At 71.7% G+C, this 23,495-nt stretch carries 19 protein-coding genes and 1 tRNA gene; 11 read left to right on the top strand and 9 right to left on the bottom strand.

The genetic code is table 11. From position 1 onward, the window contains the following. Window positions 1-29: 29 nt before the first annotated feature. Both IG08_RS0128550 and IG08_RS0128545 read right to left on the bottom strand, forming a co-directional pair. Window positions 30-3,881 carry a Pls/PosA family non-ribosomal peptide synthetase gene (locus tag IG08_RS0128550; RefSeq protein ID WP_030608453.1) on the bottom strand — a complete coding sequence of 1,284 codons (3,852 nt, stop codon included), beginning with the start codon at window positions 3,879-3,881 and terminating at the stop codon, window positions 30-32. A gap of 309 nt (window positions 3,882-4,190) precedes the next feature. Further along, window positions 4,191-4,278 (bottom strand) — tRNA-Leu (locus IG08_RS0128545). Window positions 4,279-4,466: 188 nt separating this feature from the next. Here IG08_RS0128545 and IG08_RS0128540 point away from each other — a divergent pair. The 3 genes from IG08_RS0128540 to IG08_RS0128530 all read left to right on the top strand — a co-directional run bounded on the left by IG08_RS0128540 (window position 4,467) and on the right by IG08_RS0128530 (window position 7,079). Beyond that, entirely contained in the window at window positions 4,467-5,792 is a 1,326-nt protein-coding gene (locus tag IG08_RS0128540; protein WP_030608450.1) for a M20/M25/M40 family metallo-hydrolase, read from the top strand. Window positions 5,793-5,928: 136 nt separating this feature from the next. After that, on the top strand, window positions 5,929-6,162 hold the full coding sequence (gene chpH / locus IG08_RS0128535; RefSeq protein ID WP_030608446.1) for a chaplin ChpH: 234 nt from the start codon (window positions 5,929-5,931) through the stop codon (window positions 6,160-6,162). Window positions 6,163-6,299: 137 nt separating this feature from the next. Continuing rightward, window positions 6,300-7,079 (top strand): chaplin, encoded by a 780-nt coding sequence (locus tag IG08_RS0128530; protein WP_030608443.1) that lies wholly within the window; start codon window positions 6,300-6,302, stop codon window positions 7,077-7,079. Window positions 7,080-7,139: 60 nt separating this feature from the next. Here IG08_RS0128530 and IG08_RS0128525 read toward each other — a convergent pair whose 3' ends face one another. After that, entirely contained in the window at window positions 7,140-7,328 is a 189-nt protein-coding gene (locus IG08_RS0128525; protein WP_030608440.1) for a DUF5703 family protein, read from the bottom strand. Between the two features lie 47 nt (window positions 7,329-7,375). On the opposite strand from IG08_RS0128525, the gene IG08_RS0128520 reads away from it, so the two are divergent. Next, on the top strand, window positions 7,376-8,098 hold the full coding sequence (locus IG08_RS0128520; RefSeq protein ID WP_030608437.1) for a hypothetical protein: 723 nt from the start codon (window positions 7,376-7,378) through the stop codon (window positions 8,096-8,098). Between the two features lie 136 nt (window positions 8,099-8,234). Here the strand turns inward: IG08_RS0128520 and IG08_RS0128515 are convergent, their stop codons facing one another. Further along, window positions 8,235-10,499 carry a helix-hairpin-helix domain-containing protein gene (locus IG08_RS0128515; RefSeq protein ID WP_030608435.1) on the bottom strand — a complete coding sequence of 755 codons (2,265 nt, stop codon included), beginning with the start codon at window positions 10,497-10,499 and terminating at the stop codon, window positions 8,235-8,237. Then, entirely contained in the window at window positions 10,496-11,482 is a 987-nt protein-coding gene (locus IG08_RS0128510; RefSeq protein WP_030608431.1) for an aldo/keto reductase, read from the bottom strand. The genes IG08_RS0128515 and IG08_RS0128510 overlap by 4 nt, the downstream gene beginning before the upstream one ends. Window positions 11,483-11,659: 177 nt before the next feature. On the opposite strand from IG08_RS0128510, the gene IG08_RS0128505 reads away from it, so the two are divergent. Next, window positions 11,660-12,715: an LLM class F420-dependent oxidoreductase gene (locus tag IG08_RS0128505; RefSeq protein ID WP_030608428.1), complete on the top strand. Its 1,056-nt coding sequence runs from the start codon at window positions 11,660-11,662 to the stop codon at window positions 12,713-12,715. A 233-nt stretch (window positions 12,716-12,948) separates the two neighbouring features. Next, entirely contained in the window at window positions 12,949-13,737 is a 789-nt protein-coding gene (locus IG08_RS0128500) for a hypothetical protein (RefSeq protein ID WP_030608425.1), read from the top strand. Here IG08_RS0128500 and corA read toward each other — a convergent pair. Further along, entirely contained in the window at window positions 13,734-14,732 is a 999-nt protein-coding gene (gene corA / locus IG08_RS0128495) for a magnesium/cobalt transporter CorA (protein WP_030608422.1), read from the bottom strand. The genes IG08_RS0128500 and corA overlap by 4 nt on opposite strands. A 62-nt stretch (window positions 14,733-14,794) precedes the next feature. On the opposite strand from corA, the gene IG08_RS0128490 reads away from it, so the two are divergent. The 4 genes from IG08_RS0128490 (at window position 14,795) to mshC (ending at window position 18,282) form a co-directional block, all read left to right on the top strand. After that, window positions 14,795-15,481: a histidine phosphatase family protein gene (locus IG08_RS0128490; protein ID WP_030608418.1), complete on the top strand. Its 687-nt coding sequence runs from the start codon at window positions 14,795-14,797 to the stop codon at window positions 15,479-15,481. Window positions 15,482-15,568: 87 nt separating this feature from the next. After that, window positions 15,569-16,159, top strand: coding sequence for a DUF3090 domain-containing protein (locus IG08_RS0128485; protein ID WP_030608415.1), 591 nt, complete (start codon window positions 15,569-15,571; stop codon window positions 16,157-16,159). Beyond that, window positions 16,123-16,941, top strand: a complete 819-nt coding sequence (locus IG08_RS0128480; RefSeq protein ID WP_199820912.1) for an SCO1664 family protein — start codon at window positions 16,123-16,125, stop codon at window positions 16,939-16,941. The genes IG08_RS0128485 and IG08_RS0128480 overlap by 37 nt, the downstream gene beginning before the upstream one ends. 111 nt (window positions 16,942-17,052) lie before the next feature. After that, window positions 17,053-18,282 carry a cysteine--1-D-myo-inosityl 2-amino-2-deoxy-alpha-D-glucopyranoside ligase gene (mshC, locus tag IG08_RS0128475; RefSeq protein ID WP_030608410.1) on the top strand — a complete coding sequence of 410 codons (1,230 nt, stop codon included), beginning with the start codon at window positions 17,053-17,055 and terminating at the stop codon, window positions 18,280-18,282. Between the two features lie 125 nt (window positions 18,283-18,407). Here mshC and IG08_RS0128470 read toward each other — a convergent pair whose 3' ends face one another. From IG08_RS0128470 to IG08_RS0128460, 3 genes are all read right to left on the bottom strand, one after another. Next, on the bottom strand, window positions 18,408-19,061 hold the full coding sequence (locus IG08_RS0128470) for a hypothetical protein (RefSeq protein WP_030608407.1): 654 nt from the start codon (window positions 19,059-19,061) through the stop codon (window positions 18,408-18,410). Window positions 19,062-19,122: 61 nt separating this feature from the next. Next, window positions 19,123-20,862, bottom strand: a complete 1,740-nt coding sequence (locus IG08_RS0128465) for a S8 family peptidase (protein ID WP_030608405.1) — start codon at window positions 20,860-20,862, stop codon at window positions 19,123-19,125. A gap of 407 nt (window positions 20,863-21,269) precedes the next feature. Then, window positions 21,270-22,295 (bottom strand): PAC2 family protein, encoded by a 1,026-nt coding sequence (locus tag IG08_RS0128460; protein ID WP_043455428.1) that lies wholly within the window; start codon window positions 22,293-22,295, stop codon window positions 21,270-21,272. 229 nt (window positions 22,296-22,524) lie between these two features. Here IG08_RS0128460 and IG08_RS0128455 point away from each other — a divergent pair. Continuing rightward, window positions 22,525-23,495: NACHT domain-containing protein (locus IG08_RS0128455; protein ID WP_158812292.1), on the top strand; the 971-nt coding region annotated here is incomplete at its 3' end.

Here is a 23,495-nt window from a genome sequence, read left to right as displayed (position 1 = left end):
ATCGTCCCCCGACACCGCAGGAGCCGTGCCTACGGTCGCCATGCCTCGATCGGGTTGCCCAGCCAGCGGGTGTCGTCCGGAACGGACTCCGCTGCCATGACGAGCGACGCCGGACCCAGCGTGGAGCGGGCGCCGACCGTGCTGCCGGGCAGAACGATTCCGCCAGGACCCAGCGTCGCGCCCTCACGGAGGACCACAGTATCCGTCCGCAAGATCCGGTCGTGGAAGAGGTGCGTCTGGAGCACACAGCCACGGTTCACCGTCGCCGCGTCCCCCAGCGTCACCAGATCCGTCTCCGGCAGCCAGTAGCTCTCGACCCACACACCCTTGCCGATGCGCGCGCCCAGCCCGCGCAGCCAAGCCGTCATCACCGGCGTACCCGGCACGGACCCGGCCAACCACGGCACGGCCAGCACCTCGACGAAGGTGTCCGCCAGCTCGTTGCGCCACACGAAGCCGCTCCACAGCGGGTGCTCCCCGCTGCGGTGCCGCCCCACGAGCACCCACTTCGCGACGACCGAGACCAGACCCGCCGCCACCCCGGCCGCGAGCAGCACCACACCGGCCAGCAGCGGCGCCCAGGCCCCCAGCGCGCACAGCGCGGCCACCGTCAGCACGGCCACCCCCGCCGAGCAGAACACCGGCACGATCCGGCACAGCTCCACCAGCGCACGCGCCCACAGCAGGCGCGCCGGCGGGTCGTAGGTCCGGCTCTGGTCGCCCCCGGCCGCGCTGCGGGGCAGCTTGACGGGCGGCAGCCCCAGATACGACGTGCCCTTCTTGGCCTTCTTCGGCGTCGCCGACAGCACGCCGACCAGGCCGCCGTCCGGCACGGTCCGCCCCGACGCGGTCATCCCCGAGTTCCCGAGGAACGCGCGCCGCCCGATCTCCGCCCGCCCGATCCGCATCCAGCCGCCACCGAGCTCGTACGGCGCGGTCAGTGTGTCGTCGGCCAGGAACGCGCCCTCGCCGACCGTGGTCAGGCTGGGCAGCGCGAGCACGGTCGACACCTCGGCACCCCGCCCGATCCGCATCCCGAGCAGCCGCAGCCACACCGGCGTGACCAGCCCGGCGTACAGCGGGAACAGGGTCTCCCGCGAGCGGTCCATCAGCTGCGTGACGGTCCAGGCCTGCCAGCCGATCCGGCTGTGCGTGGGATGCGTGCCCTCCCGCAGACCCAGGCTCAGCAGTCGTACGGCGATCAGGAGCAGCACGGCGTACGCCAGCCCGAAGGCGAGCGTGGCCGGGACGAGGGCCAGGGCTGCGCCCGTCAAGGGCGCGTCCGACGCGAGGAACGGGCGAGCCACCAGGAACGCCGCGCCACCCGCCAGCACCGGGAGCCCGCTCAGCGCGAGGCCCGTCAGGCCGTACATCACACGCCAGTACGTGCCCCGCACCGGCCGCTCCTTGGGCCAGTTGCGCTTGGCCTTGCCGAGCTTGACCGCGGGAGCACCCGCCCAGCGCTGACCGGTCGGGATCTGGCCGGTGACCGCCGAACCCGGCGCCACCTCGGCCCGCTTGCCGACCCGGGCGCCCGGGAAGAGCATGCTGCGGGTGCCGACGACGGCGTGCGCGCCGACCCTGACCGGGCCGATCTCCAGCCGGTCGCCGTCCAGCCACCACCCGGACAGGTCCACCTCGGACTCGACGGCCGCGCCCCGGCCCAGCTTGAGCATGCCGGTGACCGGCGGCAGGGAGTGCAGGTCCACGTCAGGGCCGATCTTGGCGCCCAGCGCCCGCGCGTACCGCTCCAGCCAGGAGCCGGTGAGCGAGGTCGCGCCGGTGAACTCGGCGAGCCGCTCAGCGGTCCAGAGACGGAGGTGGACGCTGCCACCACGCGGGTGCCGACCGGGCTGCACACCTCGCAGCAGCAGCCGGGCCCCGCCCGCGGCGATCGCGAGCCGTCCGGGCGGGCTGAAGAGCAGCACCGCCCCGGCCCCGACCAGCCACCAGGAGGTGCTGGGCAGCCAGGAGTACGCCAGTACGTTCCCGAGCGCGGCGAGCGGCACCAGCCAGCGCAGCCCGAGCAGGGTGAACAGGGGGAGGAGGACGAGGAGCTGGATCACCTGGGCGCGGACGGGGACCGGCGCGATCACGCGCGCGGCATCGGCGTCCTGCGCCGACTCCTCCAGGTGCCGGGCCAGCTTCCGCAGGGTGGGCTGCTGGTAGATGTCGAGGACGGCGGCGCTCGGGTAGCGGGTGCGCAGCCGGGTGGTCAGCTGGGCGGCGCCGAGGCTGCTGCCGCCGATCGCGAAGAAGTCGTCACGGGCGGTCGTGACCGGGATGCCGAGGACTTCCGTCCACTGCTCGGCCAGCCACGCCTCGGTGCCGTACAACTGCTCGGCCGGACCACCGGTTTCGAGGTCCTCCAGCGGCCAGGGCAGCGCGTTGCGGTCCACCTTGCCGCTGGTGCGGGTCGGCAGGTCCTCGACCGGCGCCAGCAACGGCACGAGGGCGGCGGGCAGTTCGGCCCGCAGCTTCTCGACGGCCGCGGCATGGTCCCAGCCGTCCTGCGTGACGATGTACCCGACGAGGAGCTGATTGCCACTGCGGGCGGTACGCACGGCGGCAGCCGCACCCGCCACACCGGGCAGCGCCTGCAACGCGGCATCCACCTCGCCGAGTTCGATGCGCCGCCCGCCGAGCTTGATCTGCTCGTCGGCCCGCCCGAGGAAGACCAGCCCCTCGGGCTCCGCCTTGACGAGGTCACCGCTGCGGTACGCCCGCTCCCAGCCCAGCGACTCCAGCGGCGCGTACTTCTCCGCGTCCTTCTCGGCATCGAGGTACCGGGCCAGCCCGACCCCGCCGATCACCAACTGCCCGGTGCCGCCCATCGGCACGAGCTCCCCGGCCTCGTCCACGACGGCCAGCTCCCAGCCGTCCAGCGGCAGCCCGATCCGGATCGGCTCCTCGCCGCTCATCAGCGAGGCGCAGGCGACGACGGTCGCCTCGGTGGGCCCGTAGGTGTTCCACACCTCGCGCCCCTCGGTCACCAGCCGCTGCGCCAGCTCGGGCGGGCAGGCCTCGCCGCCGAAGATCAGCAGTCGTACGTCGTTGAGGGTCTCGGGCTCCCAGAGCGCCGCCAGCGTCGGCACGGTCGACACGACGGTGATCTCCTGCTCGACCAGCCAGGGACCGAGATCGGCACCGCTCCTGACCTGCGAGCGGGGCACGGGCACCAGACAGGCCCCGTACCGCCAGGCCAGCCACATCTCCTCGCAGGAGGCGTCGAACGCGACCGACAGCCCTGCCATGACCCTGTCACCGGGGCCGATGGGCTCGTCGGTGAGGAACAGCGCGGCCTCGGCGTCCACGAAGGCGGCGGCGCTGCGGTGACTGACGGCGACGCCCTTGGGCTTCCCGGTGGAGCCGGAGGTGAAGATGATCCACGCGTCGTGCTCGATGCCGGGGCGGGCGGCAGGGGTGTCACTGCGGCCGGTGACCGTCAGCTCGTGCCCGGCTCCTACGACGGCCCGCACCTCGGCTTCCCCGAACACCAACTCGGCCCGCTCGTCCGGATCCTCGGCGTCCACCGGCACATAGGCGGCACCGGCGGCGAGGACGGCCAGGACGGCCACGTAGAGGTCATTGGTGCCGGAGGGAACCCGGATGCCCACCCGGTCGCCGAGCCCGACCCCCGCGTCGGCGAGCCGCCGCCGCAGGATCTCCACCTCGACCGCGAGCGCACGGTAGGTGAGCCGCGTCGTACCGTCGTCCAGGGCGAGCTCGTCCGGATACGACCGTACGGACGCGTCGAAGACGTCGACGAGCGTGCGCGGAGAGGCCGCCGGCCCCCCGGAGAAACGTGCCGTATCGCCGAACCGCTCGCGGATCTCTTCGTCGAGCAGGCCGAGAGCACTGCTCTCGTGTATGGCTGCCATCGGTCCTCGCGTCTCGATCCCGGAAACCTCCGGGGCGCTGGCGGGCCCGCAGGTATGCCTGGGGTTGTCCGGCTCCAGCTCCGTTCCGTAACAAGCCGGAAATTTTAGTACGACGCTAGGTTCCGGGCCCCGAATCGGCCACTCGGGAAGGCCGCTCGGGGGTGGTGACGCACCTGTCGACGGCCGCTGACCTGGTGATCTTCATGCCCGGAGAGAGATGCCCCACATATGACGGACCGAGGAGGAGTTGCCCTCTTTGTCGCCGTATACGACGAATCCCCCGGCCGCTGAGCGGCCGGGGGATTCGGCTGGTGTCCGAGGGGGGACTTGAACCCCCACGCCCGATAAAGGGCACTAGCACCTCAAGCTAGCGCGTCTGCCATTCCGCCACCCGGACAAGGTGTCTGTCGCGCGGGGTTTCCCTCGCGGCGACGAAGGAAACATTACCAGGCTTTCAGGGGTGGCCGATCACCCCCTGTGGCGGCGTGAACGGCGTGTGACGGGCCGGGTCCGGTCTTGGGGTGCGGCCCGGGGGAGAGGGAGGATGAGGGGGGACCACCAGCAGTGACAGTGGGAGGAAGCAGCGTGAGCGAGACGGACACGACCAGGAACGTCACCGGCGAGGACGAGGTCGTGGACCTCTGCCGCGAGCTGATCCAGATCGACACCAGCAACTACGGCGACCACTCGGGTCCGGGTGAGCGCAAGGCGGCCGAGTGGACCGCCGAGAAGCTCGCCGAGGTGGGTCTCGAGCCGAAGATCTTCGAGTCGCACCCCGGCCGCGCCTCCACGGTGGCCAGGATCGCGGGCGAGGATCCGTCCAGGCCCGCGCTGCTGATCCACGGCCACCTCGACGTCGTACCGGCCAACGCGGCGGACTGGACCCACCACCCCTTCTCCGGCGAGGTCGCGGACGGGTGTGTGTGGGGGCGGGGCGCCGTCGACATGAAGGACATGGACGCGATGACCCTGGCGGTCGTCCGGGACCGGCTGCGCAGCGGGCGCAGGCCCCCGCGCGACATCGTCCTCGCCTTCCTCGCGGACGAGGAGGCGGGCGGCACGTACGGCGCCAAGCACCTCGTCAAGAACCACCCCGAACTCTTCGAGGGCGTCACCGAGGCGATCAGCGAGGTGGGCGGGTTCTCGTTCACCGTGAGCGAGCAGCGCCGGCTCTATCTGATCCAGACCGCCGAGAAGGGCATGCACTGGATGAAGCTGACCGTGGCCGGCACGGCCGGGCACGGGTCGATGATCCACCGGGACAACGCCATCACCGAACTGTCGGAGGCGGTCGCCCGGCTCGGCCGGCACAAGTTCCCGGTGCGGGTCACCAAGACCACCCGGGCCTTCCTCGACGAACTCGGCGACGCGCTCGGCGTCGAGCTCGACGCCGAGGACATGGAGTCGACCCTCGCCAGGCTCGGCGGCATCGCCAAGCTCATCGGCGCGACGCTGAGCAACACGGCCAACCCCACGCAGCTGAACGCCGGCTACAAGGTCAACGTCATCCCCGGCGAGGCCACCGCCAACGTCGACGGACGCTTCCTGCCGGGGCACGAGGAGGAGTTCCTCGCCGACCTCGACAGGATCCTCGGGCCGAAGGTGCGGCGCGAGGACGTGCACTCCGACAAGGCCCTGGAGACCTCCTTCGACGGGGCCCTGGTGGAGGCCATGCAGTCCTCGCTGCTGGCCGAGGACCCGACCGCGAAGGCCATCCCCTACATGCTCTCCGGCGGCACGGACGCCAAGTCCTTCGACGACCTGGGCATCCGGGGCTTCGGCTTCGCGCCGCTCAAGCTGCCCCCGGAGCTGGACTTCGCCGGCATGTTCCACGGCGTCGACGAGCGGGTGCCCGTGGAGGGGCTGCAGTTCGGCGTGCGGGTGCTCGACCGGTTCATCGACGCGAGTTGACGCCGACAATCGGCAGCGCGTGCGAGAACGGCTGAGAAGAGTGAATGCGCTCATAAGCTCGTAGCCCAATTACTCCCTCCTCGTTACAGGTGATGCGATCCGCTACTTGGGGTCGCATTGCCAACAAGGAGGAATAATGATCAAGAAGGTCGTCGCCGCTGCGGCTGCCACTGGTGGCCTGGTTCTCGCGGGTGCGGGCCTTGCCGTCGCCGACTCGGGTGCCCAGGGTGCCGCTGTGCACTCCCCGGGTGTCCTTTCCGGCAACGTCGTGCAGGTTCCCGTTCACGTCCCGGTGAACGTCTGCGGCAACACGGTCTCCGTGATCGGGCTGCTGAACCCCGCCTTCGGCAACACCTGCATCAACAAGTGACGTCGACCCCCTGAGGGTCGTTATCACACCTGTCGGCTCCGGAACGCGTTCCATGCGTTCCGGAGCCGACGGGTATTTTCGCGAGATTTAAGGTTTCGCGAGATTCAGGTCAGGATCGAAGTCAGGGGAATTCAATAATGCGACAGGTCACCCGCAAGGGCCTGATGACCGTGGCGGCCGCAACCGGCGTGATCGCCGCCGCGGGCGGCGCCGCCCACGCCGACTCGGCCGCGAGCGGATCGGGTTCCAACTCGCCCGGCGTGCTGTCGGGCAACTCGGTGCAGGCGCCGGTGCACGCGCCGGTCAACGTCTGCGGCAACACCGTGAACGTCGTCGGGATCCTCAACCCGGCGGCCGGCAACACCTGCGGCAACCAGGGTGGCGACAGCGGTCCGTCCGGCGGGCACGGCGGCTCCGACGGATACGGCGACTCGAGTGGCTCCGGTGGCTCGCAGGCCGGTGGGCACACCAGTGACTCGCCCGGCGTCGGCTCGGGCAACCACGTCGAGGCGCCGATCGACGCTCCGGTGAACGTCTGCGGCAACAGCGTCGACGTCATCGGGATCGGCAACGCCACCACGGGCAACGACTGCACGAACAACGGCACCGGTTCGGGCGGCGGACATCCCGGTACGCCTCCGGGGGGCGGTCACGAGACGCCGCCCGGGAACCCGGACCAGCCCGGTCATCCGGGCAACCCCGTGGAGCCCGGTCTCCCCGGCTCTCCGACCACGCCGCCCGGCGACTCCTCGCACCCCAACCAACCGGGTGCCCAGTCCGTCACCCAGCCCCGGGGCAGTGCCCAGCTCGCGGACACCGGCAGCGACCTGCCGATGGGCCTGGTGCTCCCGGTGGGCGCCGGAGCGCTGCTGGCCGGCGCGGTGCTCTACCGCAAGGCACGGGCCTCGGCGGCGTAGGGAACACGGCGACAAACGGAGCGGGCCCCGCCTCGGCGGGGCCCGCTCCGTTTGTCCTGCCTACCACGTGGCGCGCACCTGGCGGATGATCCGTCGGCGCAACCGCACCCTGCGGCTGCCGTCGCGCAGCAGGCTCAGTCGGTCCAACTCCCAGTGTCCGTACTCGGCATGGTCCGTCAGCAGTCGTGTCGCGTCGTTGCGGGAGACCCCGCGCGGTACGTACACGTCGACAAATTCGTATTCCGGCATCGCATCTATTGTGCGGGCTGGGGCCCGGTACGGATAGCGTCTGCACTATGTCTGATGCTGTGCAGCCCACCGCTGCCGAGGTACGCGCCGCCGCCGAGGCGGTGAAGACCGCGCTCGACCGTCACCTGGCCGCGGTCGAACGCCGGTCGGGGGAGGACGACCCGGCCGTCTACGAGGCGTTCAACGAGCTGGCCGCGGCCGCGGAGGTCTACGACGAGCTTCTCTACGACCGCTATGACGAGGTCACCCCCTTCGAGATCCCCGGTGCGGAGGACGCGCCGCCGTACACCGGTCCCGAGGAGGCGAACGCGCTCAGTGTGCTGATCCGCCGCGACTACGCCGTGGTGGAACCGCACCGGCTGCTGGCCCAGGCACAGCGGGTCGAGGCGGTGGACGGCGAAGCGGGTGCGGAGGCCTCCGGCACGGTGCACGGGGCGCTGGGCGTTCTGTTCGGTGAGTTCGAGCCCGACGAGATCGCCTCCCGGCACAAGGAGTTCGGTCTGGAGGAGGGCGACTCCACGCTCTGGGTGACCGCGGCGGACGAGCCCGCCGAGCCCGGCGAGTGGCTGGAGACGCCGTTCGAGCAGGTCGACCCGGAGCACGTGGTCTGCCGCTTCGACGTCAGTGCGGTCTTCGACGACGAACTCGAGGACGACATCGACGACCTCGAGGGGATCGACGAGGCGGACGACGCCGACGACGAGACCGGCGACCCCGAAGCGGAGCTGGACGAGGACGAGGACCTGGAGCCACTGGACGCGGAGCGCTGACGGTCCGGGTGTGACGGCGGCGGCCACGGAGATCATCCGTGGCCGCCGCCGTCATGTGCGCGGTCGCGCCGCAGGGCTTGCGGTGGGTGGGCGTCTGAGGGCTGGTCGCGCTGTTCCCCGCGCCCCATCAGGTTGGTCAGCTGTTCGTTGGTACTTGGGTGCTGAGGAGGACGGGCAGGCGGGTCGTGCGCGGCTTCGCCGCTACCTCGGCCACTGCCCTGGGCAGCGCCTGATCCACACCGTGGACCACGGACAGATGGCGGTCCGCCCGTCCGAACGCCGTGTACACCCAGGGACGGCTGAGCGCCTGCGCGGCGTCGCCGGGCAGCACCACGACCACCGCGGGCCACCGGCCGCCCACCGCCTGGTGCGCGGTCAGCGCCCACCCGTGCCGCACGGACTGCTCCACCCGCTCCTTCGGTACGACGACGGACTCCCCCGCGCACTCCAGGTGCAGCCCCTCGGCGTCGGCCGTCACCACGCGGCCCGGCAGCGTACGGCCCGGTGCGGGGGAGTAGGCGATCCTGTCCCCGGGGTCGAAGCCGCCGAAGCGGCCGGGGCCGGGGTTGAGCCGCTCCTTGAGCGCCGTGTTGAGCGCGCGGGTGCCGACCGCGCCGCCGTGGCCCGGGGTGATCACCTGCGTCTCCTCGGCCGGGACACCGATCGCCCGCGGTACCGAGTCCGCGACCAACTGCACGGTCCGGTGCACGGCCTCGCCCGCGTCCCGCACCGGCACGATCACGACCTCCTTGCCGGGGGCCTCGACCTGGGTCAGCTCGCCGATGCCGATGCCGGAGACCAGCTCGCCGAGCGGACCCGGGTCCGGGCGCCGGGAGGCGACCTGGGGGCAGATCCGCGCCGCCAGCAGATCGGCGAACACCCGCCCGGGGCCCGCCGACCACAGCACCGCCGGATCCCCGGCCAGCACCAGCCGCGCCCCGTCCGGCAACGACTCCGCGAGCAGAGCCGCCGCCTCCACGTCCAGCTGGGGCGCGTCGAGTACGACGAGGAGGTCGAGATCCAGCGCGCCTTCCGGGTCCCGGCCGGGCCCCTCGGCACCGGAGAGAAGCCCGGCGACGGTGACGACGCCGAACGAGCCCGGCGCGGAGTCGTTCGCCGTGTTGTGGCCGGCGACCAGAGTCGAGAACCGCTCCCGGCCGACCGGACTGTGCACCGCGGCCCACACCCGCAGCCCCAGGCCGCGCGCCGCACGCAGCAATGCCGCCGGTTCCGCCAGGGAGGCCTCGCCCCCGGTGTGCAGAACCAGGCCGTGCGTCGCCGCCGCGCGGATCAGCTCGGTGGCGGAACCCTCGGCGCCGGCCGCGGCCTGCTCCCAGTCCGCTGCCGAACCGTCCTCCTTCGGCACCGAGTTGATCAGCCGGGCCAGTCCGTCGGCGAGGCTCTCCTCCGCGAGGGCGTACCGCTCCAGGCCGACCAGGACACGGACCGGCCGCTCCTCCGCCTCGTCGTCCTCCGCATCGGCCTCCCGCGGGGCCGGTACCGCGGGATCCTCCAGCGCGTCCTGGAAGACCAGCGCCTCGCCCTCGGCGAGCGTGCTCTGGACGGCCGCGTCGGCGTCCGGCACGCCGCGCTGGACGAGTGCGGCGGTGAGCGCCGGCATCTCCAGGGCGGTGTGCCCGGCGAGGGCCGCCTGATCGAGGAGCCAGACGGTGACCGCCCGGCCGCGCCGCTCGTCGTCCGGACCGCACTCCGCGCCGAGCAGCGCCCGCGCGAACCCGTCCGCCTGCTCGGGCCGCACCCCGGGGACCCGCAGCAACTGCCAGGGATCCTCCCGCAGCAGGTCGTCCGCCCCTTCGCCGAGGGCCGCGGCGACCTGCGGCGCGAGTGAGTCCGGCGCGCCGCCTTCGGTCAGTGCGCGCCGCACGGCGTCCAGGGTCTCTGCCGCGGGAGCCGCATCGGCCGAAGTCGATACCGGCACCGGCTGCGGGCGGCGCACCGGCTCCTGGGCGGGGCGGCGCGGCGGCTCGGGCTCACTGAAGACGGCGGCCACGGGCTTCTCGCCGCTCTCCACGGCCCGTACGGCCGCGAGGAGATCGGCGGCCTTGCCGCTCAGCCCGGCCCCGGCCGCGACGGGCGCCTTCTTCTCGGCCTTCCGCTTCTCGATCCGCTCCCGCTCGAGCCGCTGGGCGGCCAACTCGGCCTCGGCCTCGGACAGTTGCTTGGCGCTCTCACCGTCGGCGGCGCCTGCGACCGAGCCGTCTTCCGCACCCTGCCCCGCGCCTTCGCCGTCGCCGCCCACGGTCGCTTCGGCCGAGGCGTCCTCGCCGTCCGCGGTTTTCCCGACAGAGGTCTCCTCCGCGGCCGCGCCCTCCGTCGCGTCCCCCGGTGTCCCCGGCTCGGCGTCCTGCGCGTCCTCAGCGGGCTCCGGCTCCGTGCTCACAGCGTGCTCCAGTCGTGATCGGGATAGCGGTGCACGGGCGCCGACACATCGTCGAGCGCCCGGCAGATCTCGTCAGGAAGACTAAGGGCCTCCACTGACAACGCAGCCGTGAGCTGCTGCGCGTTGCGCGCGCCGACCACGGGCGCGGCCACGCCCGGCCGGTCGCGGACCCAGGCGAGGGCCACCTGGAGCGGCGTCACCGCGAGCCCGTCGGCCGCGGTCGTCACCGCGTCCACGATGCGGCTCGCCGTGTCGTCGAGATACGGCGCGACGAAGGGGGCGAGGTGCTCCGAGGCACCGCGCGAGTCGGCCGGCGTCGTGTTGTTCCGGTACTTGCCCGTCAGCACCCCGCGGCCCAGCGGGGACGAGGGCAGCAGCCCGATGCCCAGATCCAGCGCGGCCGGCAGCACCTCGCGCTCGACACCGCGCTGGAGCAGCGAGTACTCCAACTGCGTGCTCGCCAGCCGGGTCCGTACGCCCGACGCCGCCAGCTGCCAGGTCGCCGCCTTGGCGAGCTGCCAGCCGCAGAAGTTGGAGACACCGGCATACCGGGCCCGGCCGCTGCTGACCGCCAGGTCGAGGGCCTGGAGGGTCTCCTCCAGCGGGGTGTACGGGTCGTAGGCGTGGATGTGCCAGATGTCGACGTAGTCCGTGCCGAGCCGGGCCAGCGAGGCGTCCAGCGCGGAGAGCAGGTGCCCGCGCGAGCCGTCGAAGCGGCGGTCCGGGTCGGGCACGCTGCCCGCCTTCGTCGAGATGACCAGGTCCCGGCGCGGCACGAGCCCTTCTATGAGACGTCCGAGCAGATACTCGGCCTCGCCGTCGCCGTACACGTCCGCCGTGTCGACGAGCGACCCGCCGGCCTCCCAGAACGTCTTCAAGAGGTCCGCGGCGTCGTGCTCGTCGGTGTCCCTGCCCCAGGTGAGGGTGCCGAGTCCGATGCGGGACACGCGAAGGCCGGTGCGGCCGAGATGCCTCTGCTCCATGAACGCCGAGATTACTGGCCAACACCTGTCGTGTGGGGGCCTGTGGATAACGGGTTTCCGCGAGTGGCACCGAAGTTCGCTCATCGGGACGGGCACCGACCGCGACCTGCCCCGATCCGTACCCTCGCGCTAAGGTCTGCGGACAAGGGACGTTACTGATCGGTAAGGGGATTCGGCATGCAGCTCGGGATCAACCTCGGCTACTGGGGTGCCGGCATGGACGCGGACAATCTGGCCGTGGCCCAGGAGGCCGACCGGCTCGGATACGCCGTCTGCTGGGCCGCAGAGGCCTACGGCTCCGACGCGGCCACCGTGCTGACCTGGGTCGCCGCACAGACCGAGCGCATCGACGTCGGCTCGGCCATCTTCCAGATCCCGGCCCGCCAGCCGGCGATGACCGCGATGACCGCCGCCACGCTCGACTCGCTCTCCGGCGGCCGCTTCCGCCTGGGCCTCGGCGTCTCCGGGCCGCAGGTCTCCGAGGGCTGGTACGGCGTCAAGTTCGACAAGCCGCTGGCACGCACGCGTGAGTACGTCGAGATCGTACGCAAGGCGATGACCCGGGAGCGGCTGTCGTACGACGGACAGCACTGGACGCTGCCCCTGCCCGGCGGCCCCGGCAAGCCGCTCAAGCTGACCGTGCACCCGGAGCGCGAGCACATCCCGCTCTACATCGCCGCCATCGGCCCGAAGAACCTCGAGCAGACCGGTGAGATCGCCGACGGCGCCCTGCTGATCTTCCCCTCGGCCGACCATCTGGAGGACACCGCGATCCAGTACCTGCGCGCGGGCCGCGAGAAGGCCGGGAAGACGCTTGACGGCTTCGACATCTGCCCGACGCTGCCCCTCGCCGTGGGCGACGACAAGGACGTGGCCACGCTCGCCGACACCTTCCGCCCGTACACCGCGCTGTACGTCGGCGGCATGGGCAGCCGCAAGCAGAACTTCTACAACCAGCTCGCCCAGCGCATGGGGTTCGAGAAGGCCGCCGCCGAGATCCAGGACAAGTACCTGTCCGGCGACAAGCAGGGCGCCGCGGCCGCCATTCCGCACGACCTGATCGACAAGACGACGCTGCTCGGCTCCGTCGACCGCATCGCGGACCGGATGAAGGCCTATGCCGCGGCGGGAGTCACCACCCTGACCCTCGCCCCCGCGGGCTTCACGCTCGACGAGCGGATCGCCTCGCTCCGTGCCGGCACCGAGGCCCTGGAGCGCGCCGGCCTCGCGTGACGCGCACACGACGGGCGGAAGTTTTCTGCGGCCGTGGTGGGGGCTCGGGGGTCTTCCCCGCCACGGCCGTCACGGTGAACAACGCGCCGGGGGCCCCGGGGTTACGCCCTGTCGTGACCCCGGGGGTCCTCCTTTTGGCGGAGTTGTCCGACACAGCTGTTGCAGCACCTCTCGCGCCGCATTTGACTCGTTCTTTGCGGAATGCCGCGGAATCCCGCAGAGAGGTGCCCACGATGCTTTCGGCCAAGAGTCTGTTCCAGGAGATCCTCGACGACGACGAGTCCTTCCGGCTGTTCTGCTCCATCGCGGCCAGCGGCGAGTCGCAGGGCGGCTGGGAGAATGCCCGGATCGCCGCGCTGGTTCCCGACGGTGAGCGTGAACTCGCTCCCAAGATCACCCGCCACGGCGCGGACGAGGACAAACACGGGCGGATCTTCAACGCCCTGATGAAGAAGCGCCGGCTCGAACCTGTCCCGATCCCGCCCGAGACCGACTACACGATGCTCCTGGAGCAGCACGGCATCGGTCTCGCCCACGACAAGCTCAAGAGCGACGAGCCGCTGACCGTGCAGGACATCGTCACCTACCTCGCCCACAGCCGGGTCACCGAACAGCGGGCCTCCGAGCAGATGGACCTGCTGCGCAAGCACTTCGCCGACCACCCCGACATCGGCCGCGCGGTGAAGATGATCTCGGGCGACGAGGACAACCACCTCGCTTACTGCCACGAGGAGTTGCTGCGCTTCGCGTACGCCGGACACGGCCGCGCCATCCAGGAGACACTCAGGGAGTGCGCGCTGGCCGAGATCCGGATCTACCGGGACGTCAGCCTCGCGGTGATGGCCCACATGGGGCGCATCCTCGGCTGGCCGAGGGCGAAGTCGGCAGTGCTCACGGCGGGCATCCATGCCGTGTACGCGTACGAACGGGCCGTGGGCTGGCGGCGGATGGTGTCCCTGAGGATGCCGGAGCGCCGCGACGCACTGGGCGGCCCCACGACCTCGGCCCCCGAGTTCGCCTAGAGCCAGCCCCGGCGCTTGAACAGCCGGAACACCAGGACCTCCAGGACGGCCATGACCGCGATCAACGCGGGGTACGACCACATCCAGTGCAGCTCCGGCATGTGGTCGAAGTTCATGCCGTAGATCCCCGCGATCATCGTGGGGATCGCGGCCATGGCCGCCCACGCGGAGATCTTCCGCATGTCGTCGTTCTGCCGGAGGCTCATCTGGGCCAGATGCGCGGAGAGGACGTCCGAGACCAGCCGGTCCAGGCCCTCCACCGACTCGTTCACGCGCACCAGGTGGTCGTTGACATCGCGGAAGAAGGGCTGCGCCTTCTCGTGGACGAAGGGCACCCGGACACCGAAGAGGCCCCCGCCCGCGAGCCGGTCCAGCGGCTGCGCCAGCGGGCCCGTGGCCCTGCGGAACTCCAGGATCTGTCGCTTGAAGGCGTAGATGCGGGACGCGGTGTGCCGTGAGCCGCCGCCGGTCGGCGAGAACACCTCCGCCTCCAGCTCCTCCAGGTCGGTGCCCAGCTCGCCCGCGACGTCCACGTAGTGGTCGACCACGGCGTCGGCGATCGAGTACAGCACCGCCGTAGGGCCGTGCCGGAGCATCTCGGGCTCCTCCTCCAGCCGGTGCCGTACGGCGGCGAGAGGTGCCTCCTCGCCGTGCCGGACGGTGACCACGAACGAGTCGCCGACGAAGACCATGACCTCGCCGGAGGAGACGATGTCGCTCTTCGTCTCGTAGCCCACCGGCTTGAGGACCATGAACAGCGAGTCGTCGTACACCTCCAGCTTGGGGCGCTGGTGCGCGTTCAGGGCGTCCTCGACGGCCAGCGGGTGCAGCCCGAACTCCTCCGCGACCCGGTCGAACTCCTTCTCCGTCGGCTCGTACAGGCCGATCCAGACGAAGGCGTCACCCTCGCGACGGCACTGCGCCAGAGCGGCGGAGAAGTCCGCGGGGCCCTCTGTCCGGCGCCCGTCCCGGTAGATGGCGCAGTCGACGATCACGGAGCGTATTCTCCCGCCGTCCGCCCCGGAGCGCACCCCGGCGGGCGCCTACTCTTGGCCGCATGCCCACGTTGATCCTTGTCCGGCACGGACGATCCACCGCCAACACCGAGGGACTGCTCGCCGGGTGGACGCCCGGGGTCGCCCTGGACGAGCGCGGGGCCGCGCAGGCCGCCGCGCTGCCCGGACGGCTCGCCGAGCTGCCGCTCTCCGAGGTGGTCACCAGCCCGCTGCAGCGCTGCCAGGAGACGATCCGGCCGCTGCTCGAGGCCCGGCCGGACCTGCGGGCGCACGAGGACGAGCGGATCGGGGAGTGCCACTACGGCGACTGGTCCGGCCGTAAACTCGCCGAGCTCATGGGCGAGCCCCTCATGGAGGTCGTGCAGGCGCACCCCTCGGCGGCCGCGTTCCCCGGCGGCGAGTCCATGCGGGCGATGCAGACCCGCGCGGCCGAGGCCGTTCGCGAGTGGAACGCGCGCGTGGAGCGCGACCACGGAGCCGACGCCGTCTATCTCATGTGCTCGCACGGCGACATCATCAAGTCGCTCGTCGCGGAGGCACTCGGACTTCATCTCGACCTCTTCCAGAGGATTTCCGTTGAACCGTGTTCCATCACCGCGATCCGTTACACACGCCTGAGGCCCTTTCTCGTGCGCCTCGGGGACACCGGTGATTTCACGTCCCTGGCGCCGCGCGAGGAGCCCGCGGGCGGTGACGCCCCGGTCGGTGGCGGTGCGGGCGCACCGTGATCGTCGGGCGCAGTAGGGTGAAGCGGTCCACATAAGCGCGTTCACGTATGGACGTTCGCGTACTCACGACTCCCATGGAGACAGGACGTGTCCCGTCAGGTGTTCCTCTACGACCCCCCGGACCGCTTCGTGGCCGGTACGGTCGGACTGCCCGGACGCCGTACGTTCTTCCTCCAGGCCACCGCCGGCCCTCGAGTGACCAGCGTGGCCCTGGAGAAGACCCAGGTGGCCGCCCTCGCCGAACGCATGGACGAACTGCTCGACGAGGTCGTACGCCGCAGCGGCGGCAGCGCGTCCGTTCCGGCCGTGGTGCCCACTGAAGTCGCCGACACCCGCCCCCTCGACGCCCCCGTCGAGGAGGAGTTCCGGGTCGGCACCATGGCCCTCGCCTGGGACGGCGAGGAGCAGCGCATGATCGTCGAGGCGCAGGCCCTCGTGGAACTCGACGCCGACTCCGAGGAGGACCTCGCCGAGGCCGAGGAGAAACTCCTCCAGGACGAGGAGAACGGACCTCCGATGCTGCGGGTCCGGCTCACCGGCGCGCAGGCGAGAGCCTTCGCCAAGCGGGCCCTCGACGTCGTCAACGCCGGGCGGCCGCCGTGTCCGCTGTGCAGCCTCCCGCTCGACCCGGAAGGACACGTATGTCCGCGCCAGAACGGATACCGCCGCGGAGCGTGACGACCGCCGAGCTGCTCGCCGAGGGTGAGCTGAGCGTGCGCGGCCGCATCCGCGACGCGTCCAACGCGGCGCTGTACTGCACGGTGACCTTCGAGGGCCGGGAAGCGGCCTGCATCTACAAGCCCGTCGCCGGCGAGCGGCCGCTGTGGGACTTCCCGGACGGGACGCTGGCCCAGCGGGAGGTCGCCGCGTACGAGGTCTCCGAGGCGACCGGCTGGGGGCTGGTGCCGACCACCGTGCTGCGGGACGGGCCGTACGGCGAGGGCATGTGCCAGCTCTGGATCGAGGAGACACCCGGCGCCGACCTGCTCGCCCTCGTCGACGGTGAGGAACCCGGACCTGGCTGGAAGGCGATCGGCTTCGCCGAGGTCGCCGAGGGCAGGACGGCACTGCTGGTGCACGCCGACGACGAGCGCCTGCGCCGGCTCGCCGTCCTCGACGCCGTGATCAACAACGCGGACCGCAAGGGCGGTCATCTGCTGCCCGCCGCCGAGGACCGCCTCTATGGCATCGATCACGGCGTCACGTTCAACGCCGAGAACAAACTGCGCACGCTCCTGTGGGGGTGGGCGGGGGAGCGGCTCACGGGAGAGGCGGTGGACGTCCTCAAGGGCCTCAAAGAGGCGCTGGGGGAGGGCGGGGCCCTCGCTGTCACACTGACCCGCCTGATCACCGCCGTAGAACTCGATGCCACGCGTGCGCGTGTCGAGGCGCTGCTGGAGTCCGGGAAGCACCCGGAGCCGAGCGGGGAGTGGCCGGCCATTCCCTGGCCGCCCGTGTAGCCGTACCGACGCGTCCGCAACACAATGGCCGGTACCGCGCAAGAAGGCCTTACCGGCCATCCGGCCCGGTCCGGTTCGTATACGGAACATCCGTCCGGTTAGGCTCATGACATGCATGCCTGGCCCGCTTCCGAGGTCCCCGCCCTGCCTGGTCAGGGCCGCGACCTGAGGATCCACGACACCGCGACCGGCGGTCTGGTCTCCCTCGACCCCGGTCCCGTCGCCCGAATCTACGTCTGCGGCATCACGCCGTACGACGCGACCCACATGGGGCACGCGGCGACCTACAACGCGTTCGACCTGGTTCAGCGCGTGTGGCTCGACACCAAGCGCCAGGTTCACTACGTCCAGAACGTGACCGACGTCGACGACCCGCTCCTGGAGCGGGCCGAGCGCGACAACCTCGACTGGGTCGCCCTCGCCGAGAAGGAGACGGCCCTCTTCCGCGAGGACATGACCGCGCTCAGGATGCTGCCGCCGCGGCACTACATCGGCGCGGTCGAGGCGATACCCGGCATCGTGCCGCTCGTCGAGCGCCTCAGGGACGCGGGCGCCGCGTACGAACTCGAAGGGGACGTCTACTTCTCCGTCGAGTGCGACCCGAACTTCGGCAGGGTGTCCAACCTGGACGCCGCCGCCATGCGCCTGCTGTCCGCCGAGCGGGGCGGTGACCCGGACCGTCCGGGCAAGAAGAACCCGCTCGACCCGATGCTGTGGATGGCCGCCCGTGAGGGCGAGCCCAGCTGGGACGGCGGCTCGCTCGGGCGCGGCCGGCCCGGCTGGCACATCGAGTGCGTGGCCATCGCCCTCGACCACCTGGGCATGGGCTTCGACGTCCAGGGCGGCGGCTCCGACCTCGCCTTCCCGCACCACGAGATGGGCGCCTCCCACGCCCAGGTGCTGACCGGCGAGTTCCCCATGGCCAAGGCGTACGTCCACGCCGGGATGGTCGCCCTGCACGGCGAGAAGATGTCCAAGTCCAAGGGCAACCTGGTCTTCGTGTCGAAGCTGCGCCGCGACGGGGTCGACCCGGCCGCGATCCGGCTCGCGCTGCTCGCCCACCACTACCGGGCCGACTGGGAGTGGACCGACCAGGTGCTCGAGGACGCCGTCGCCCGCGTCGGACGGTGGCGTGCCGCCGTGTCCCGGCCCGACGGGCCGGCCGCCGAGGCGCTGGTCGAGGAGATCCGCGAGGCCCTCGCGAACGACCTGGACGCCCCGGCCGCGCTGGCCGCCGTGGACCGCTGGGCGGCGCTCCAGGAGGAGCGGGGCGGCACCGACGAGGGCGCACCCGGCGTCGTGTCGCGTGCCGTGGACGCCCTGCTGGGCGTGGCTCTGTAGTCACCGCAGCCAGGCCGCGGACAGGCCGCGGACAGGCCTCAGACAGGCCTCAGACAGAAGAGAGGGGCGCTTCCTCCCGGTGGGGGAAGCGCCCCTCGTGCTTGCGCCGTGCTTTCGGAATCAGGTCAGATCCGCTGGATCCGTACGCTGCGCAGGACGTTCGGAGACTGGGTGTCCCAGACGCCGATCACCTGGTGCCCGAAGGCGAAGGCCTGCTGGATCTGCTGGTGGACCTGCGGGGTCGGGTTGTTGAGGACCCGGAACTGGCCGTTGATGCGCAGGAAGACCTGCTGCGGCTGCCCCTGGAGAGGGTGCACGATGTCGATGTAGGCGTTCGCCACACCGGACGCGAGGGCCTGCGCCTGCACCTGCTGGATGACCTGCTGGACCACCTGCTGCGCGAGCTGCGTCAGCTCCTGCTGCACCTGACGCTCGGCCTGCTGTGCCTGCTGGTCCTGCTGCTGGCCCTGAGCGAAGGGCTGCTGCTGTTGCTGCTGCTGGCTCAGCTGCTGCAGCAACTGCTGGAACGGCTGCTGCTGGCCGAGCTGCTGGAGCTGCTCCAGCGAGCCGCTGCCCATGCCGGGCTGCTGCTGGCCGTAGCCCTGGCCCTGCTGCCCGAACGGCTGCTGCTGGCCGAAGCCCTGGCCCTGCTGGCCGAACCCCTGCCCCTGCTGCTGCCCGAACGGCTGCTGTTGCTGCTGGTAGGGCGACGTGCTCGGGAACTGCTGTCCCTGCTGGCCCTGTTGTCCCAGTTGACCCATCTGCGGGGTGATGCTCATGCGGGTGTCACCTTCCCTTGATGTGATGGGACTTGCTGTGCGGACTTGCCGTGCGGAGCCGTCAGCCCGTGACCACCAGGCCGACGATCTCGTCGTCCGAGAACCACACCCGGACGTCGGGCCGTCCCCCCGCGAAGGCGGTGTGCACCGCCTGGCGGATCTCGGGGGACGGGTGGTTCAGGTTCCGCCACGCGCCGGACACGAACAGCCTCAGGCGCGGCGGAAGTTCGCGTGGATACGGCAGCAGCTCGTCCCAGTACCGCTCGGCCTGGCCCGAGCCGACCGCCTCCGGCAGCAGCCGGGTGACCGCCGCCTTGATGTCGGGCCGGTTGCCGATCCGCTGGGAGGCGGGCCGGCCCGGCGCGTCCTGCTGCGGTGAGCCTGTGGCGCGCAGCACCGAACGGGCGCGTTCGGGGGACATCGGTGGCTGGCCGGCCGCCTTGAGCATGCCCTGCAGCGCGGCCAGCGCGCCGACCACCACCGGGGAGGCGGAGGAGGTCCCGGAGAACGTGTCCGTGTACCAGGCGATCTCCTCGGGGCCGCCCTGCAGGTCGCCGGGCCGGTCCCAGAAGCCGCCGGTGGTCGTGACCTCGCGTCCCCAGCCCTGCGCGTCCACGCGCGCGCCGTAGTTGGAGAACGCCAGCCGTGAACGGTCCGGGCCGTGGTCGCGGCCGTGTGTGCCGGGCGGCGGTGCGCCCGCGCCGACCAGGACGGCGCCGGAGGACTGGTTGGAGGGGTTGAACGGGTTGCGCCACCGCTCCGGGAACTCGTCGGGCCGGCGCTCGTAGATCCCGTCGTCGAGCGACTCGCCGCCGTTGCCCGCGGCCGCCACGACCAGGATGCCCTTGGCGGTCGCGTACCGGACGGCCGCGTAGTCGTCCGGCCACCATTCGATGGCGACGTAGCCGTGCTGGTCGTCGCGCACCTCGTAGTCGAACCGCGGCCCCGGGCGGTGCAGTTCGATCAGTACGACGTCGCCGGGGCCGAGCCGGTCCGCCGCCGCGAGGATCGCGGCCGCCGTACCGATCCCCTGGAAGGACGCGGCCGCGGTCACCGCGTCCGGCACGATGCCGGTCACTCCGTGCTCGCCCCGGTCGCCGCCGATCACGCCGATCACGGCGGTGCCGTGGTTGCGCCAGGCGACGTCGGTCAGCGGTGTGCCCACGACGATGCCGGCGAGCTTGGCGGCCAGGTCCTCGTGACCCAGCTGCCAGGCGCCCTCGACGTCGATCACGGTCACGCCCTGACCGGACCCGCCGGGCCGTTGCCAGGCCCAGTGGGCGTCGACCCCCTCCGGTGCGGGGCGCAGATAGCCCTGGCGGCTGGTGAAGTCGGGCGTGACCGGCGCCCCCTCCTTCAGCCGCCCGCCGTCCTCCGCGCTCTGCCCGCTCTGCCCGATCTGTCCGAGGCTCGCGGGCACGGTGGGCGGCTTCACGTACGCCGTGTCGATGCCCGGCAGTGCGGCGATCCGGGCGCGCAGTTCCTGGGCCCGGTCCTCACCACCGCGCACCCGGTAGAACTGGGCGAGGTCGGGCACGTCCTCGGCTGCGGACTGCTGCAGGCGCTCCTCGCTGCCGAACAGCGGCTCCAGAGTGAGCTGTTCGTCACTGAGGAACATGTTGAGGGCCTGCACATCGGCGCCCGCCGCCGAGCGGACGCCCTGGGCCTCGGCGCGCAGCCGGGCCTCGGGACGCGCGACGACGATCAGCTCCTGCTCGGCTCCTCGGTAGGTGAATCCCGCTCCGTCGGGTCCCGGCCCGGAGGCTCCCGGGCCCTGTGGCGGCTGTACCTGCTCGGTCATCGGGTACCGCTCCCTTCGGTCCGTGCGGGTGTGCTGCGGGTGCGCCTTCGGGCCCCAACAAAGCACTGCCACGGCGGTCCGTCCACCCCGCGTCCACCAACTCGGTTTGAAAACAAGTTGAATTGGGTACCGTGTGCAATCCGTCCTGAAACCGATGTCACGCCGCAATCCGGCCGAATGCTGACGAGGTGTCGGTCATGTGATGGGGTGAGAGCGTCGGTTGACCGTTCGGCCGGCCGCTCTGCGGGAGGTCGCACCTTCGCATGTCGGAGACTCCTGACCGCCGCCGCCCGCTCCGGCGCGGTCCTGCTCGACGGCACCGCGCACGCGGCCGAAACCCGGCAGGGGGCAGCAGAAAGGGGCGGTGCGCTGGTAGCGCACCGCCCCTCACTGGTTCAGCTCTCGGTTCAGTCCTCCGATGACGCGTCCCCGTCGTCGGTCTCGGCCTCGGCTTCAGCGCCGGGTTCGGTCTCCGTCTCCGGCTTCGGCGGCTTCGGCGGTTTCGAACGACCGCTGGGGTTGTCCCGCAGATAGGACGTGCTGTCCGTGCCGTCCGCCGTCGCGTGCCCGCCGGGCTGCCCCGGCTGACCTCCGCCGTCCCGGCGCCGCAGATACCGCTCGAACTCACGGGCGATCGCCTCACCCGACGCCTCCGGCAGCTCCGCGGTGTCGCGGGCCTCCTCCAGCGTCTGCACGTACTCCGCGACCTCGGTGTCCTCGGCGGCCAGCTGGTCCACGCCCACCTGCCAGGCGCGCGCGTCCTCGGGCAGCTCGCCCAGCGGGATGCGTACGTCGATCAGGTCCTCCAGGCGGTTGAGGAGGGCCAGCGTCGCCTTCGGGTTCGGCGGCTGCGAGACGTAGTGCGGTACGGCGGCCCACAGGGACACCGCCGGCACGCCCGCATGCGTGCACGCCTCCTGGAGGATGCCGACGATGCCCGTGGGGCCCTCGTACTTGGTCTCCTCCAGGTTCATGCGCTGGGCCAGGTCCGCGTCGGACGTGACCCCGCTGACCGGGACCGGACGGGTGTGCGGAGTGTCGCCGAGCAGGGCGCCCAGGACCACCACCAGCTCCACGCCCAGTTCGTGGGCGAAGCCGAGCAGCTCGTTGCAGAACGAGCGCCACCGCATCGACGGCTCGATACCTCGGACGAGTACGAGATCGCGCGGCTTCTCACCGCCGACCCGGACGACCGAGAGACGGGTCGTGGGCCAGGTGATCTTGCGCACCCCGCCGTCCAGCCACACCGTGGGGCGGTTCACCTGGAAGTCGTAGTAGTCCTCGGCGTCCAGCGCCGCGAACACCTCGCCCTTCCACTCCCTGTCCAGATGCGCGACCGCGGTGGAGGCGGCGTCGCCGGCGTCGTTCCAGCCCTCGAACGCGGCCACCATGACCGGGTCGATCAGCTCGGGAACCCCCTCGAGCTCGATCACCCAGTGCCTCCTTCCGACGTGCCCTCGCCTGACGAACCAACCTTACGGCGTGCGGCGGGGGCGCCCGCAGCCCCCTTGCACGGGGGAGTGAACGGATCACTGCCCCGATCACCACCCCGGAACACCCCGGAGAGGTCCGATGTCCGCCGGGCCGCCACGTTTCACCCACTCGTGTGGAGCCGCGTCGAACCGGCGCCCGCCGCCGCGGCCGTACGGAACTCTTCGTCGGATGAGCGAAGTCGTCCCCAGGTCACGCGTGCGGCGCGCCGGGTTCGTGTACGTCGTCCTGCTCGGCGCGGGAGCCCTGGGGGCGTTCCTGGTCGCGCCGCACCTCGACGACCCGGCGACCGTGGTCGCGACGCTGCTACCGACCGGGGCCGGCGCCTATCTCGCCTGGAGTGCCTACCGGGCCGACCGTGCCGAGGCGGCCGCGGCGCAGACTCCCGAGGCCGTCGCCGACCGGCTCGCCACCGCCGTACGGCGTCAGTGGGAGACCGAGGCGCAGGTGCGGCGGCTGGCGGACCCTGGTGTGCTGCCCGTGTCGTGGCGGGCCGTCGCGCGCGACCTGGCCGAGGCGACCGCGCCGGACCGCCCGGCCGGCTGTGACGGGGAGATCGGCGCCCTCTTCACGGACCGTGTCCCCGCCCGGCGGCTGCTGGTGCTCGGCGACCCGGGCTCCGGCAAGACGGTGCTGCTCGTCCGGCTCCTGCTGGCTCTGGCCGAGCGGCGGCAGGAGGGCGACCCCGTGCCCGTGCTCTTCCCGCTGGCCTCCTGGGACCCGGCCGTCCTGGACCTGCGCGGCTGGATGGAGCGCAGGCTCGTGCAGGACCATGCCGAGCTGTGCTCGCCCGCCCCCGGACAGTACGGCGATGTCACCCTCGCCGGCCTGCTCCTGGACCGGCGGCTGGTCCTCCCGGTGCTCGACGGGTTCGACGAACTCCCCACCGCCGTGGGGGCCCTGGCGCTGCACGGCATCAGCCAGGCACTGCCGTACAGCTGCGGGCTGGTCCTCTCCAGCCGCCCCGCCGAGTACCGGGCCGCGCTGCGGCCGCGCACCGGGGTGCCGGCGCACCTCACCGATCTGGCCGGCATCCACCTCGAACCGTTCCTGTGGACTGAGCATGAGGGCCCGCTCAGCCGCGCGCCCCGAACGGTCTTGGGCGCACTGGTCCCCGGCGTTCTCAACCCCGGGGCGGCGAC

Source organism: Streptomyces fulvoviolaceus (genome assembly GCF_000718165.1).
GTDB classification, from domain to species: Bacteria; Actinomycetota; Actinomycetes; order Streptomycetales; family Streptomycetaceae; genus Streptomyces; species Streptomyces fulvoviolaceus.
This window is presented reverse-complemented; position numbering and strand designations above follow the sequence as displayed.

What these genes read in the sequence shown, in the direction of transcription:
- IG08_RS0128550 (WP_030608453.1), bottom strand. Translation starts at nt 3,881, where the DNA reads ATGGCAGCCATACACGAGAGCAGTGCTCTCGGCCTGCTCGACGAAGAG.
- chpH (WP_030608446.1), top strand. Translation starts at nt 5,929, where the DNA reads ATGATCAAGAAGGTCGTCGCCGCTGCGGCTGCCACTGGTGGCCTGGTT.
- IG08_RS0128530 (WP_030608443.1), top strand. Translation starts at nt 6,300, where the DNA reads ATGCGACAGGTCACCCGCAAGGGCCTGATGACCGTGGCGGCCGCAACC.
- IG08_RS0128525 (WP_030608440.1), bottom strand. Translation starts at nt 7,328, where the DNA reads ATGCCGGAATACGAATTTGTCGACGTGTACGTACCGCGCGGGGTCTCC.
- IG08_RS0128520 (WP_030608437.1), top strand. Translation starts at nt 7,376, where the DNA reads ATGTCTGATGCTGTGCAGCCCACCGCTGCCGAGGTACGCGCCGCCGCC.
- IG08_RS0128510 (WP_030608431.1), bottom strand. Translation starts at nt 11,482, where the DNA reads ATGGAGCAGAGGCATCTCGGCCGCACCGGCCTTCGCGTGTCCCGCATC.
- IG08_RS0128505 (WP_030608428.1), top strand. Translation starts at nt 11,660, where the DNA reads ATGCAGCTCGGGATCAACCTCGGCTACTGGGGTGCCGGCATGGACGCG.
- IG08_RS0128500 (WP_030608425.1), top strand. Translation starts at nt 12,949, where the DNA reads ATGCTTTCGGCCAAGAGTCTGTTCCAGGAGATCCTCGACGACGACGAG.
- IG08_RS0128490 (WP_030608418.1), top strand. Translation starts at nt 14,795, where the DNA reads ATGCCCACGTTGATCCTTGTCCGGCACGGACGATCCACCGCCAACACC.
- IG08_RS0128480 (WP_199820912.1), top strand. Translation starts at nt 16,123, where the DNA reads ATGTCCGCGCCAGAACGGATACCGCCGCGGAGCGTGACGACCGCCGAG.
- mshC (WP_030608410.1), top strand. Translation starts at nt 17,053, where the DNA reads ATGCATGCCTGGCCCGCTTCCGAGGTCCCCGCCCTGCCTGGTCAGGGC.
- IG08_RS0128470 (WP_030608407.1), bottom strand. Translation starts at nt 19,061, where the DNA reads ATGAGCATCACCCCGCAGATGGGTCAACTGGGACAACAGGGCCAGCAG.
- IG08_RS0128465 (WP_030608405.1), bottom strand. Translation starts at nt 20,862, where the DNA reads ATGACCGAGCAGGTACAGCCGCCACAGGGCCCGGGAGCCTCCGGGCCG.